We start from the raw sequence: 13,732 nt of genomic DNA, 5'->3' as shown, positions 1-13,732 counted from the left end.
CTATTCCTCCTTTGCTTTATCTTTAAATAGCGAATAACTTAAAGGAAGCAACAGTAACGTGAAGAAGGTTGCAGAGATAATTCCACCTACGATCACAACAGCGAAGGGGCGCTGTGTTTCGGAGCCGATACCGTGTGAAAGCGCAGCTGGAAGTAAGCCCAGTCCAGCCATTAATGCTGTCATTAGAATGGGGCGAAGACGAGCTACAGCACCTTCAATCGCAATAGAAAAATCACTTGCTTGCGTTTTTTCAAAAGCTAGTATTTGTTCTAACATGATGACGCCGTTTTGTACTGAGATGCCTGCTACGGCAATGAAGCCAACAGCAGCCGATACAGAAAAATGTAACCCTGCAAGAGCAAGTCCAGCTACGCCACCTATCATGGTGAACGGCACCATGACCAAAATCAACGTCGCCATTTTTACCGAACGAAATGCCCAAAAAAGAAACGAAAATATAAGAAAAATAGTAATTGGAACGATGACCTGTAGTCGCTTCACTGCGCGCTGTTGGTTCTCAAACTGTCCGCCCCAAGTAATGTAATAACCTGCTGGCAAACGTATTTGCTCACTCACCTTCTGCTGCGCTTCAGCCACAAAACTACCTTGGTCGCGCCCGAGCAAATTGGCTTTAACCGAGGCGTTACGGCCTCCCGCCTCGCGACTGATCCGACCCGCACCTTGTTTGATTTCGATACGAGCTATATCAGCTAAATCAACAGTGCCTGCGCCATTTGGTAAATTAATCTGTAAGTTACCGATACGATCAATAGAATCACGATTGGCTGCTTTTAGCCTTAGCGTGATATCAAACCGTTGATCCCCTTCATAAAATGCAGAAACCGGATTGTCTGCTAACGCGGATTGAATCGTATTATTAACATCCATGACATTGATACCGAGTCGAGCAATTTTTTCCCGATCAATAACAATATTCAGCTCACTTTGCCCGCCGATTTTGACACTATCAACGTCGGCGGCGCCTTGAATTCCTTTTAAAATTGTCGCGATCTGTTCACTTTTTTGCGTCAGAATATCAAGGTCTGGACCAAACACTTTGACAGCTATTTCGCCCTTGACACCGGACAAAGATTCTTCAACACTGTCTTGGATAACCTGAGAAAAATTGGTTGGCACACCTGGTAATGCGTTAATTTTAGTAGTCATGCTCTCGATCAAACTCTCTTTGTCTGAGAATTTCCATTGATCACGCGATTTCAAATCTGCCAATATCTCCATACTATTTGGCCCCTTCGGATCGGTGCCGTCATCAGGTCGTCCGACATGTGACACTACGGTTTTTACTTCGGGATAACTAAGTAAAATTGCCCTGACCTGGCGCTCAATATCTTTTGTTTTTTCCAGTGCTGTTGAAGGAGGCAGGCTTATCGCAAGCCAGATATTACCTTCATCAAGTTTAGGTAAAAATTCACTGCCTAAACTTGGTGCCAATACTAAGGTAATTGCGAGCACAACAGATGAAGCAATCATCACGCCCCGTTTTTTGTGATCTGCTTTATACAATATTTGTCGATACCATTCCTGCAAACGATGCATCAAGCGACTATGTCGCTCGGCCAAACTGTGCCGCTTCATAGTCAATGTAAGCAAGGTCGGGATCAATGTCATCGTTAGAATCAACGCCCCCAACATAGCAAAACTCAGCGTCAATGCAACAGGAGAAAAAATCTTGCCCTCAACCCGCTGAAAGGTAAAGATGGGGATAAATGCCAGAATGATGATCGCTTTAGCAAACAAGATGGGGTGACCCATCTCCACCACCGTATCTTTGAGTACGTGTTTGCGCCACAAAAATAGACTTTCATGTCCTTCATGTTGTTTAACTGCCAGCCGCACCATTAAGGCTTCGACCAGAACGACCGCGCTGTCGATGATAATGCCGAAATCCACCGCACCTAAAGAAATCAAATTGGCGGGAATACCTTTAATGTCAAGCATGATGAATGCACACATCAATGACAGCGGAATTACCGTCACAACGATCAGTGCAGCACGCCAGTTTCTTAGAAAAAGGATGAGAATCGTCATCACTAATACAGCACCAACGATCAAATTTTCTACCACGGTCAGCACCGTGTGATGTAGCAGTTCTGTTCTATCGTAAATTTGACGTAATTTGACACCTTTCGGCAATTTAGCGTTGACGACATCTATTCTTTTTTTCAGTTCATCAATCACTTTCGCGGCGTTTCCGCCTTTACTCATCTGCACAATACCTAAGACATAGCTGTCACCCTGATTGTAAGAGACGATTCCGGAGCGAGGTCTATTGCTAATCTCGATATCGGCCACATCTGATATCAAAATTGTCTTACCATTTTTTGCGTTAACAACGACTCGGCCAATATCTTCTTTACTGTGAAACAGGCCAACTCCACGCACGACTAGAGCTTCGTCACCACGCCTTATCGTGCCTCCGCCGACATTTGCATTATTGTTTGCCAGCGCCTGATTGATCTGATCCAGTGTGATGCCGTAACGTTTGAGTAAATTGGGATCGACTTGTACCTGATACTCTTTAACCGTACCGCCAAAGCTAACGACGTCAGCGACTCCGGGGACAATACGCAATTCTGGTCTGACAACCCAATCCTGTAAGGCGCGAATATCGTTTTCCGACATACTCGTTGGAGCCTCGATGATGTAGCGATAGATTTCACCAACAGCCGTTGTTAGCGGTGCGATGCTCGCCTGGATACCCATCGGCAATGTTACGCCTTGTAGCTTTTCGAGTACTTGTTGACGAGCAAAATAATCGTCGGTACCGTCTTTAAAGGTAATAGTAACGACGGACAAGCCCGTAATAGAAACTGACCGGACTTGTGTTTGCCCCGGTACACCACTCATTTCACGCTCAATAGGCAAAGTAACCGCTCGCTCGACTTCCTCAGCAGCCTGACCAGGAAATTGCGTCACAATCTGTACCTGTACATCCTGCACATCGGGGAACGCCTCGATCGGCAAGTTGGTTAAAGCGCGATAGCCAAAGATCATTAAGGCCACCGTCAATACCAACACGAATACTCGCTGCGTCAATACAAAATCGACAAACTTATTGAGCATGAGCGGCAACCTCCGAGTTGAGCAATAAAGCACCCTCAGTCACGATGCGCTGACCGCTATTGACCCCAGTATCAACAAAACTATCGTCTTTACCCTTGCGTACAATATTGACTCTTTGCTTTTGAAACTCCCCGCTCTTCTTTTCAATGAATACGAAACTGTATAAGCCCTCAGAGATAAGACTGGTGTTCGGAATTTTGATGGCCTTCTTATCGCTATCTGTTAAAAACGAGACTCGTGCAAACATCTCTGGACGAAGTTTTTTATCTTTATTTATCAATACTGCTCTTACCTGAATGCGGCGCGTATTGGGATCAAGTGCCAAACCAACCCGGTCTATTTTTGCTTCAAAAAATTGATCCGGATAAGCATCAAGCTCTAGGCTAATTTTTTGCCCTGGCTGTATGGTCGCAAGATATCTTTCGGGCACATCAATCAACACCCATAACCTGCTCAAGTCAGTGATAACAAATAGAGGATTTGGGGCATCAGGGCGCACTTCCATGCCAGGGTTGATTTGCTTGTCAGCGATCATCCCGGCAATAGGCGCCTTAAGTGCGAATCTGCCATTCTCGTTGCCAATCGCATTTAAATTCCTCATACGTAAACTACTGCGTCGAGTCTCTGCCTTAGCTTGCATATAATCAGCTTCTGCTGATTCCAGATCCTTGCGCGCGACAACCTCATGTTCGAACAAAGCTTTGGCTCGATCAAATGCAAGTTTTTTCCGGAATTCATCTGCTTTAGCTTTTGCCCAATCGGCATCGGCAGCAGCCAAGTCGGGGGAGTCAAGCTCTGCAAGTGATTTATTTTGGGTAACAACATCGCCGACTTCTACTTTGGAAGAAAGTACGCGACCTAGTACCGGTGAACTGATTCGTGCCGTAACGTTCTCGTCATAGGCGAGCTTGCCATTCATTGCGTCCGCAATAGGAAGATTAACTTCTGACACAGTTGCTACTTTGATCGAAGACAATTGTGGTGCATTATTTGGATAACTTATCTTGCCAAGCTCATGATTGAGATTGGCTGCGATTTCAGATTTTTTCTCGTTGGCAGTCACTGAGCTTGCTGCATAAATAACAGATGCTGAAAGTACTGCGACGCTTATGCCAATGGTAATTTTTTGTAGTGATTTCATTGATAGTCTATTCTTGGGTACTGATACGTAACGCAGCAAGAGCCTTAGAAAACTCGGCATGGGCATTAATCGCATCTATTTCTGTCACTCGATAAGTACGTCTGGCGTCTAATACATCCATTACGCCAGTAGCACCATTTTTGAATGCGAATTCAGCAGCATCAGCGGAGTACCGTGCCGCTTTGAGTAAATCTGTTTGAAAACGCTGCAGCAGTTCTTGTGCGGTGCGCGCCGTCTCGACAATTAGCGCTATGTCGTTACTAGCAGCGTCTTTCGTTTTTTCTAACATCTCGCCTGCACTATCGACATTAGCTTCAGCTATGCGAATTTCGCCTTGAAACTCATAACGAGTAAATAAGGGAATTTGTATCGAGATCCCTAAACTATTGCCTGAGCCAAGTTGATTAGTTTGATTGACAGGATAATGTTCTACTTGCAGGCCAACAGAAACGTCACGAGATTTCGCCGCGAGTGCCAACTTACGTGCAGCAAGCGCGGCGTCGAATTTCGCCTGGGCGGACATAACATCCGGACGTTTTAAGATGATCTCCTCCATCTCTGTCGTTGAAGACAGCAAATTTATCGCCGTGGTACTTGTCCACTCATCAACCGCGATGACACGGGCAGGATCTATTCGCAAACCAAATAAGATAATTAGGTTAGCTTGTGCATGCAATAAATCTGCCGCAGCCTGACGTGAATCATTTTCAGCACGTAACGCATCAACACGAATACGCGCAGTATCAGCACCGGCAATATCACCAGATTTTTTCCGCTTCTCAGCAGCAGCAAGAGTCACCTGAAATAAATCACGGACCTCGTTGGCAATACGCAGCTTATGCTGAGAGGCCATCAAGTCAAAGTAAGCGAAACTCGTCGCTAATTTAATTTGCCTGATCTGATCCTTGTTATCGAATTTAGCTGAACGCTCCAGATGAGAGGCGTTCAGTAGACGCAATTCCCGTTTGCCGCCACGTTCAATGAGCTGATCCAGACGTAATGTCGTGTCAACCGCCTTATCACGCAGCGTGCCAGTACCAATACCTAACTTTGGATTGATTCCTATAGTCTGTAGCGTGAGCATAGGGTTAGGAGTCGCACCTGCCGCCGTTTTCACAGCAGCGGCATTGTCTATCGCAATACGACTGAGTTTAATGTCGCGATTGTTATTTAATGCGAGTTGTAGTGCTTGTGCTAAGGTCAACTGCCCAAAGGTTGGTGGGATATCAATGTTGTTAGCATTTGATGAAACAGCGCTGGAGTCGAACGGCGATGAGAGCGGCGTCCCGGCGTCCGCACAGGCAGCACTTGCAACAATAAGTGCCGCAAGACCAACGACAAAAGAGCAGCCATAGTTTGCCTGCGGTATAAAAAGCGTCATGATTTTCCTGCAAAGAGACGGAGATGGCAACGTCTGAAGTATGCAGAGGCAAGCTGTCAGTTACATGACAGATAGCTGACAAAACGCTGACAAACAGCGGTGGACAGGAGATTATTGTGGGATAGAAGGAAATAACACGGAAAAAATAGTGCCGCCGCCCTCGGCATCACTTAATTCAATGCGGGCGTCGTGATCTTTAGCGATATCAGAAACAATCGATAAGCCGAGACCATTTCCGCTATTTTTATTTTGCGTAGCAGAAGCCCCCCCCTCATTGATACGATAACGACGGTGGAAAATCAGCTCGCGCTCCGCTTTTGGAATGCCTGGACCAGTATCTTCTACAGAGAAAATGCCAACACCGTTAATGTGGCAGCATCCAACAGTGACGACACCATGTTCCGGCGTATAACTAATCGCATTATCAATAATATTTTCGATCAAATCTCGCAATAGAAATGCGTCCCCCATAATTTGTACTGGTAGCAAATCAAATCCTAAATCAATCTGCTTACGATCTGCTGCAGAGACAAATGCATGGATGCTCTCAGTAATAATTTTATCCAACTCTAATGGTTCGAGCCTCTTTCGTTCAAATTTACTAGGTTCCGCACGAGCTAAAGCCAACAATTGATTTGTTTGGCGTATCATTCTTTCTGTTGATAACATCATGAGTGACGCTGATCGCGCTGTTTCCAGATCAGCTATGTGCCGCCCCTGCAGCCATTCAATTTGCGCCTTAAGTCCTGCCAACGGTGTTCGCAATTGGTGGGCAATGTTCGCCAAGAATTCTTGCTGTGCTGAGGCACCAATTTCAATTTTTTGCAAAAGACGATTAATGGCATTCACGACTGCACCGAGTTCCAGTGCGTTTTGTCCCTCAGGAATGGGCGATAGTTCGTCATAATTACGTCGATTTAAATCTTGTTGCAATATCTTCAAAGGCTCCAGTCCGCGCGTTACCGCAGTCCAGACCACGGCAATCAAGAGCAAAGTTAAAATACTTTCAAGTGCAAGCAAGGTAAGCAAGATGTGGGATTGAATCGCATTTCGTTTGCTCAGTGTCTCTGCAGCATAAATTACGACGGGATCGCCACCAACCAAAAACTTGATGCCGACAATCCGTATTTCCTCACCACGCATTCGTCCGTCTTGCAAAACAGGATCATCAAATTTTGACGGCAACTGGATTACAGGAAAATCTTTATCGCCTGCTAGCGTGCGTCCATCTTGGTTACGGATAGCGAAATAAACGATATTAAAATGATCTACGCGTAGCACTTGCTCTACCGACAAAGGTAAATCGACACTAATTTCATTCGATACTTTTTTGAGTCGAGTGCTTAATGCCCAACAAGTATCTGCCAAGCTTTGGTCAAACGCCGTTTGAGCTGGAGCCCATGCCAGCCAATATACGAGTCCTGCACCAATCATGTTCACGATGAGTAACGGAGCGATTAACCATGTCAATAAGCTGCGCCGTACACTTAATTGTCGGTTACGGATCATCAAGCTTTCTGCTCCTCAAGCATGTAACCAAAACCTCGTATCGTGCGAATGATAATGCTGGCATCAGTTAATTTAAGGCGCAGACGGGAAACATATACTTCAATCGCGTTAATCGTAATATCTTCACCATAGGGGAGAATCGCATCAATAATCTGCTGCTTTGAGACCACCCGGGATTCATGCTGAAGTAGATACTCCAATATATTCCACTCTCTGACAGAGAGATCGACTGCGTGATCTTGTACGCTCACACGCTTAGTCTGCGGATCTAACACAAGCTTCCCGAGTCGAATTTCATCAGAGCGCGAAGAACTTCGCCTGACTAATGCCTTTAAACGCGCGACAAGTTCTAATGTCGAAAAAGGTTTGACCAGGTAGTCATCAGCACCCAGATCGAAACCACGTACCCGATCAGAAATCCCATCACGTGCAGTAAGCAGCAAAACGGGAAGTAAATTGGCACCACTACGCAGACGACGCAAAACTTCTAAACCGTCGATATCGGGTAGCCCTATATCAAGAACTAATGCGGAGAATTTTTGATGTTGAATTATATATTCTGCGTCATTACCGGTATGTGCGATATCAACGAGCATACCTTGTCCACGCAGCATTTGCGACACGCCTTCCGCCAACACTTTGTCGTCTTCTACTAACAGGATATGCATAGGGATTTATTTTGTGAGAGCACGTCAACAATCTGACGAAGATTTGCTATTTTACCCAAGGACCTGGATAAATTAGTGCACAAATGACAGCTATCATTACGCGTTTTTAAGGGAAAAAGCCGTTAGCTGTATTTTATATTGACAGAATAGCGTCACCGAATTTATTGCTACATCCAGGTGGATAACATCATTGGTGCTTATTCGCCAACTCAGTTAGCTGGCAACCGTTTAGAAATTTCATTGCGCATTGCTTGGATAATCTTGTCTCTAGCGCGGTATTCGCTACGCTTGTTTGCAGGTCTTGATGACAAAGGTTTTTCCGCGAGGGAAAGCGGCAGCATAAAATTACCGTTTACATGTTGTGTGCTGCCAGCGGCGAGCCATAACTGATCATACTCCGCCTTGATATTTTTACTGAATTTATAACGTAACGCTTGGTAGATGTGATTTTTTTTGGCAACGCACTCTATTGAAATGCAGTTAAATTCTCTTGCTAAACATCGCAAAGCTTCTATCAACAATAGCCGTGGCTGGATACCATATAAAGCTTTTGTTGATGTACGAATTAAATTCTGGGACTCTTGATTGTTAGCCTGAATACCGCCAACCTTAATGGCAATTTGATTCTTACAAAGATCAAAAGAAAATGTCAGACACTGCAATAAGGTATCTTCAAGAAACAATCCTACAGTCAGACCACCCTCTCTTTTATAGGCGCATCCCCAGAACAAAGCTAATCGAAATTGTGCGCCGTTTTTTCCGGTAATTTGAGCGATCTCTCGTGCTTTTCCCGCAAGAATCTCACTCGCAGCGACTTTTCCGAAAAACACCTCACAAAGATGGAAGTGGTTTTGCATGAGAGTCAGACGTTTATCCAGAGGAACTAGGCGATCAAAAAATGGCCTATGTATAGCATCGAGTAAAGAAGTATTTGCTTGTACTGCATTGCGCAAATAGCTCTGATGTAAGAAAGAATACCAACCCAGGCTGATTTTTGGATGGAGACAGGTGCGGATTAAAAACAGAAGCTTAGCTTTTAGGCCAATATTGTTATCTGCATAACGCGTTCGAATCGTCCAAAGATAATATTTTAGCGAACTCAACAAGCCAAATAGATTCTTATTTCCTATGTTGCCAAAATAGTGATTGGCATTACGGACTTCTTTCCAGTTCAATATATTCACAAAAACACCATTTGTTTCACAATGCGCCAGAGTGTAACTTAATGTATTAGGCAAAATTGTCATGTTTTTGTACTAGATTTGATTTTACTGAAAGTTAAACGCTGGCAACCACGCATAACTTCTTGAGTAGTTTTTCCTAAAAATATTAATTGTGTCAAAAATGCAAATTCACCAATTTGTAATAAATAAATGCTACCGTGACATCTTGCCAAAAAGAATATCTTTGGTTTGCTCAATAAATTTACGAATATTTAGGTTCTCATCCCTAATTTCTCCTGCCAAAAAATAGCCTGATTATGTTTGGCAACTTCGAGCAATGTATGTGTTGGTCTTCTATTTGTTCCCAAATCTCAGTCGTCTTTTTTGCAGATAAATCTTATTGATTGCATTTTTAGTAAGATATTTAACCTTAGGGAGAATTTAATTGAAAAATTTGTTGATTTCCTTTTTGTTGTTGAGTCATGCCGCTTTTGCTTTTGCCGATGGAAAGGCGGATTGCAAAGCAGCTGCCGGAAGTTTTCGTACAGGAACAGTTGTGAGCGCACCTAAATTTGCGAGTGCAACTCAAACGCTCAAAGGCGTAGGTCTCTCACATACGCATATTCGTGTTCAAACTGATCAAGACGGTCAGGTCTACGACGTTGCCATGGATAACGTGTATGCGAATGATTACGTCAAAAACTCTAAGTCCATTCCTAAATCACTTGCTGCTATCAAACTGGGCGACAAAGTAGAGATGTGTGGTCAATTGTATTCAAGTGGGTATGGAATCCACTGGGTTCACGATAATTGTAATGTCACCCCTGACAGCGCTCATCCTGATGGCTTTATCAAAAAGCTTGCCGGTAATGTTGAGGGCGGTAATTTGGAGTCAAGCCAAGCATATTGCTACTTATGGAATTAACGTCTCTTTAACGTTTGCCAGCTGACTCTATGGTGTTGATATGCAAAAATATCAACACCAATTGCACCCAGCTATTTGAAGTTTGTAAAACGAGAACCTACCCGCAATTTTCAATATAACAAAGATTCAACCATATCTTCTAAATCGAATATTCATTGTGAAACCATCATTTCGTTTTATAGCGCTGCTTATTACGACTGGCATTTGTGCTGGCGTTTTTGTTTCGCTGCGAAATGGAGAAGAATGGTCTATCAAATCCACTGACAATAACGCTCCATTTGACTCAAAAGAAAAATCCTCACCTGGTGGGAATGAATCAAGTTCGTCGTTCGGTTTTGGCCGTGCACTCATTGTCCCTGGAGATGGTGGCAACGCGGAAACGAATCCGCTTCCTGTCACCTATGGGCGAAATGGCCGTGCGGTCGATTTTGGTGGATTACGTGCAATTGACTACATTTCTAAATGGACGGGATTAGCCAGAGCGGGAAATATTGACGCAGCTTATAACGTCTATCAAGCGGAATCCGTTTGTGCCAACGGCGGTGCTCCCTTAGCCGACTACAATAGCGAAGCCGACCGCGAGCAATCAATCGCTGAACAAAAGAGGCTCATGTCCCTATGTGTAGGTGTAACGCCTGCACAAGTTCAAGAACGTCTAAATTTTTTAGGCTTAGCTGCACGCGCGGGCAAAGTAGCTGCTCAAATTGATTATTTCATGGAAGGCCCGTATGGCCGCCCTATCGATTTGAAAGAAAGTCAGGACGATCCTATCGTACAGAAATGGAAGGACGACGCTATCACGGGGCTAAAAGCTGCCGCTAGCCTAGGAGAGCCATTTGCGTTAGCCTTACTTGCTCAAAGTTACGATGTGGGTGAAATTGTGCCACGCGATGCAAAACTCTCGATTGCCTACAAAGCAGCGGAAGCTGAAGTCAGAAACACACCCTTATCAGAAGTCCAGTTACGTCGGAAATTTGGTTCGCAAATGTCCGACGAAGATTTTGACGCAGCTCTACAATTAGGTAAAAAATTGGTGCAAGATTGCTGTAAAAAATAGCTTCAAAACACTTTTTTCAGTCCTAGGATTTCTACAAAAAGAGTGTTGATTTATCACGATGGTATTAATGTATAAGCTAATGCATGAAGCGCTTGGCGAGCGCCACTTCTATATTTCCGAGATAATCGCCTAACGATTAGTGAAATAGGAATGCTTGACCGTTACCGCCAATTGACCTCGCCGATATGGGTCATACTTGGGAAAAATCAGTCCAAGTTTTACTACCCCTCCAGCTGGTCAATATTCGGTGTGCGTCAACAACCCTAAAAAAAAGCAAATATAGCGAATGATATTTTCTGTTAACTGCCACGTAGCGCTCAGAATCACAACGTGAAAAATTCGTACACCTGCCGTTACTTGTTTGTAGCCAAATTGCCGTAAAGCTAGGCAAACTATTTTTTAGTCGGCCCCGCCAGCACACCACCAGTCTGCTCACCATGCGACCGTTTCTCGCCTAACAACCATCTCTCTGCAAACGCTTTGTGCGTGGATTGCAAATAAGCCATAGCTCGTGCACGCCTCACACTTCGCTCAGCGTCATTCTGTATAAGTTGCACCGATTTGTCGGGACGCGTGTATGTTCGTTGCCGATATTTCCCTGCTCTGGATACTTTCAACTCAGACCTCTTGTAATCAAGCAGTAACCCTTAACAACGTGTATTCCACGTCGAAGTTCTTCAGATCTGCACGGGTTTTGTGATTAAACAATTGCTTCCCATCCGTGGTTGTAAATAAATATGAGGATTTAGCACTTGATCGCAGTTTGACTAGATCGATCTTGGCTAAATTAAACATCTGCCATCCTGAACTTCTTGACAGGCGCTCTGGGCAGATCATCGCCACTTGCCTTAGGGTGGTTAGTGGATGTTGGGCAATCTCATCACACAAGCGGATGACATCTCCCACCTCCCACATCAGTTTGGTGTATCCCGCTAGTACAGGTTCTTCTTGTGCCTCATAGCTAATTAAGAAATAAGGCACGGAGAGCGCAAAATCCACCGTTGACCAGAATGTTTGACCGGGTGCCGCGAAACTCGATTGGGAATGTCGATCAATAAGATGCGTAGCCAGCATGAATAATCAATACAGTCGTGTCAGAATGAAGTTTCATGAATGAGAGAAATCTTCAGGGTTAATCAATGTTGTTGTAGCGTCGCTATGCGACACCGTGGCTGTGACACCGTTATGTGCCTAGTTGCCATGACGGTAGGTGTTCTGAACGCCTACCGTGGTGCTTTACTCTACCTTGATCGGTGTCCAGCCAGTAGCTACCGCAACCCTCTGAAAGATCCATCGACATTCGGCTGGTGTCACCCATTTCGTTTTGAGCAGACGATCGTAGTAATGCTGGAGAATCTCGTTTTCAGTCATATGGGCGCGTTTGCCGGTCTTCGATTGCAACGACTTGTCGGTAAAGGCCTGTACCAGCTCTTCACAATAAACCCAGCGATCATACCGGGCTGGCGGTGTATCGCCGGCCACATAGTATTTCCCTTGATAGAGCTCCGCCATGAGCTTGGTTTGCGCACCGGGTACGGTACTCATCGGTGACAATCTTGGGAAATCCCCAGGAATGTTCTCAAAAGGAGGCGTCTCTTCAACGCGGGTAGTTGTCTGTTGTTCGTTAGTCGTCATTACATGGCTCTACTGATTCGTCCAAGGGAGTGTCTTGCTTTTCTTGGCATTGCGCGCTCGACGGTACGGAGTCCATCGCCCATAACCTCTCAAAGTCCGGACTGCCAAACTCTCTACCGACCGGTCGAAGAGCAAACCATTCTCTGTCTGTCTGACTGCTGCCATCCTGGCTTGATGCGACTTTGTAGCGCAAGGATCCGGTGTTTATTCTTGCGGCTATTCATTCTTATTCATTATTCAAACTGTGCAGTTATCGGAGTTTGCTGCGTACAAATCTCACGATCTTGTAGATGCCATAGCCACCGAACCATAAAATGACGGCTTTAAAAAAAGGCGTCACAAGCCCGCTGGATGCCCAATCCGCATTGGGAACCAACAACTGCAGGGCAAGCCGTCCAAGTAGATAGGCAACGAATGCCAGGAATACCCATCCTAGAATGCGTATCTGACCACCGGTCTCATACATGACAGCGCCACAAAACCGGCAGATATGTTGGGTTTTCATATACCGAAAGGTTCTCAGCATAAACGGCTGGTAATGCCAGATATTGGGCGTGCCTTGTTTGTGGCAGTGTGGGCATTCGATGTGATCCAAAAACATTCTCCTGTCAGTAAGCAGTGCATAAGGCTCGGTTAAGCGATAAACCAATGATGACGAATCTTCAAGATACCATCGACGGTAATGCGGCATCACTAGCTTATAGATAAAAATTGTCTATTTTAAAATCGACAGATTACATCCTTCTTAACGCAACGTAAAGAGAAGACCATATTTGTTGACTTAACTATCGACAAATTTAGTCGTGAATAAACGAAAACCCTCAAAACTGATTTCCCGAATCGGTAAAAACGTGGCGTCTAAACGCAAAGCATTAGGCTTGACTCAAGAGCAGTTGAGTGCGCAAGTTCAAGTGGAAGTCGAGACAATTTCCCGCATGGAACGAGGGCTTCACTCGCCTTCTCTTGCTATGCTTGAGTTGGTGTCGGATGTCTTGCACATTTCCATATCCGATCTTTTAGATGAACAAGCTCCGGCCAAATTGACGGAAACTGAAGTTGTGGCAACATATTTGAGCCAAATGAAGCCGAGGGATCGCTTGTTTATTACGGATTTTGTGAAACTGTATTTTCAGAGGACACACTAAGTTTCTAATCCATTGAAGGTGAAC

The 13,732-nt window shown here is 44.8% G+C and carries 12 protein-coding genes; 3 read left to right on the top strand and 9 right to left on the bottom strand.

Annotation, left to right across the window (positions count from 1 at the left end; genetic code table 11):
* The 6 genes from ACO0K3_RS02805 to ACO0K3_RS02780 all read right to left on the bottom strand — a co-directional run bounded on the left by ACO0K3_RS02805 (position 1) and on the right by ACO0K3_RS02780 (position 9,030).
* On the bottom strand, positions 1-3,084 hold the full coding sequence (locus ACO0K3_RS02805; RefSeq protein ID WP_422981669.1) for an efflux RND transporter permease subunit: 3,084 nt from the start codon (positions 3,082-3,084) through the stop codon (positions 1-3).
* Entirely contained in the window at positions 3,074-4,225 is a 1,152-nt protein-coding gene (locus ACO0K3_RS02800; protein WP_422981667.1) for an efflux RND transporter periplasmic adaptor subunit, read from the bottom strand. Before ACO0K3_RS02800 ends, ACO0K3_RS02805 begins: the two co-directional genes overlap by 11 nt.
* A gap of 7 nt (positions 4,226-4,232) precedes the next feature.
* Positions 4,233-5,606 (bottom strand): TolC family protein, encoded by a 1,374-nt coding sequence (locus ACO0K3_RS02795; RefSeq protein ID WP_422981665.1) that lies wholly within the window; start codon positions 5,604-5,606, stop codon positions 4,233-4,235.
* 111 nt (positions 5,607-5,717) lie between these two features.
* Positions 5,718-7,115: a sensor histidine kinase gene (locus tag ACO0K3_RS02790; RefSeq protein WP_422982105.1), complete on the bottom strand. Its 1,398-nt coding sequence runs from the start codon at positions 7,113-7,115 to the stop codon at positions 5,718-5,720.
* Positions 7,115-7,783 carry a response regulator transcription factor gene (locus ACO0K3_RS02785; protein ID WP_422981663.1) on the bottom strand — a complete coding sequence of 223 codons (669 nt, stop codon included), beginning with the start codon at positions 7,781-7,783 and terminating at the stop codon, positions 7,115-7,117. The genes ACO0K3_RS02790 and ACO0K3_RS02785 overlap by 1 nt, the downstream gene beginning before the upstream one ends.
* Before the next feature lie 209 nt (positions 7,784-7,992).
* Positions 7,993-9,030 carry a DUF535 family protein gene (locus ACO0K3_RS02780; RefSeq protein WP_422981661.1) on the bottom strand — a complete coding sequence of 346 codons (1,038 nt, stop codon included), beginning with the start codon at positions 9,028-9,030 and terminating at the stop codon, positions 7,993-7,995.
* A gap of 361 nt (positions 9,031-9,391) precedes the next feature.
* Here ACO0K3_RS02780 and ACO0K3_RS02775 point away from each other — a divergent pair, with 361 nt between their 5' ends.
* The gene (locus tag ACO0K3_RS02775; protein ID WP_422981659.1) at positions 9,392-9,871 is read left to right on the top strand and encodes a hypothetical protein; all 480 of its coding nucleotides are present in this window, start codon (positions 9,392-9,394) and stop codon (positions 9,869-9,871) included.
* Positions 9,872-10,028: 157 nt separating this feature from the next.
* Positions 10,029-10,928: a hypothetical protein gene (locus ACO0K3_RS02770; RefSeq protein WP_422981657.1), complete on the top strand. Its 900-nt coding sequence runs from the start codon at positions 10,029-10,031 to the stop codon at positions 10,926-10,928.
* A gap of 633 nt (positions 10,929-11,561) precedes the next feature.
* Here the strand turns inward: ACO0K3_RS02770 and ACO0K3_RS02765 are convergent.
* From ACO0K3_RS02765 to ACO0K3_RS02755, 3 genes are all read right to left on the bottom strand, one after another.
* Entirely contained in the window at positions 11,562-12,002 is a 441-nt protein-coding gene (locus ACO0K3_RS02765; protein WP_422981655.1) for a hypothetical protein, read from the bottom strand.
* Between the two features lie 162 nt (positions 12,003-12,164).
* Entirely contained in the window at positions 12,165-12,563 is a 399-nt protein-coding gene (locus ACO0K3_RS02760) for a hypothetical protein (RefSeq protein WP_422981653.1), read from the bottom strand.
* 250 nt (positions 12,564-12,813) lie between these two features.
* Positions 12,814-13,068 carry a hypothetical protein gene (locus ACO0K3_RS02755; protein ID WP_422981651.1) on the bottom strand — a complete coding sequence of 85 codons (255 nt, stop codon included), beginning with the start codon at positions 13,066-13,068 and terminating at the stop codon, positions 12,814-12,816.
* A 298-nt stretch (positions 13,069-13,366) separates the two neighbouring features.
* Between ACO0K3_RS02755 and ACO0K3_RS02750 the strand changes: the two genes are divergently transcribed.
* On the top strand, positions 13,367-13,708 hold the full coding sequence (locus ACO0K3_RS02750) for a helix-turn-helix domain-containing protein (RefSeq protein WP_422981649.1): 342 nt from the start codon (positions 13,367-13,369) through the stop codon (positions 13,706-13,708).
* Positions 13,709-13,732 lie beyond the last annotated feature (24 nt).

The sequence above is a fragment of the Undibacterium sp. Rencai35W genome (genome assembly GCF_049340185.1).
Taxonomy (GTDB): Bacteria; Pseudomonadota; Gammaproteobacteria; order Burkholderiales; family Burkholderiaceae_D; genus Undibacterium.
The sequence above is the reverse complement of the archived record's forward strand: the minus strand, read 5'-3'. Positions and strand labels throughout refer to the sequence as shown.

Bases quoted from the DNA above. Each gene is read 5' to 3' on its own strand.
- ACO0K3_RS02780 (WP_422981661.1), bottom strand. From the start codon at position 9,030: ATGACAATTTTGCCTAATACATTAAGTTACACTCTGGCGCATTGTGAA.
- ACO0K3_RS02760 (WP_422981653.1), bottom strand. From the start codon at position 12,563: ATGACGACTAACGAACAACAGACAACTACCCGCGTTGAAGAGACGCCT.
- ACO0K3_RS02805 (WP_422981669.1), bottom strand. From the start codon at position 3,084: ATGCTCAATAAGTTTGTCGATTTTGTATTGACGCAGCGAGTATTCGTG.
- ACO0K3_RS02755 (WP_422981651.1), bottom strand. From the start codon at position 13,068: ATGAAAACCCAACATATCTGCCGGTTTTGTGGCGCTGTCATGTATGAG.
- ACO0K3_RS02790 (WP_422982105.1), bottom strand. From the start codon at position 7,115: ATGATCCGTAACCGACAATTAAGTGTACGGCGCAGCTTATTGACATGG.
- ACO0K3_RS02800 (WP_422981667.1), bottom strand. From the start codon at position 4,225: ATGAAATCACTACAAAAAATTACCATTGGCATAAGCGTCGCAGTACTT.
- ACO0K3_RS02795 (WP_422981665.1), bottom strand. From the start codon at position 5,606: ATGACGCTTTTTATACCGCAGGCAAACTATGGCTGCTCTTTTGTCGTT.
- ACO0K3_RS02785 (WP_422981663.1), bottom strand. From the start codon at position 7,783: ATGCATATCCTGTTAGTAGAAGACGACAAAGTGTTGGCGGAAGGCGTG.
- ACO0K3_RS02765 (WP_422981655.1), bottom strand. From the start codon at position 12,002: ATGCTGGCTACGCATCTTATTGATCGACATTCCCAATCGAGTTTCGCG.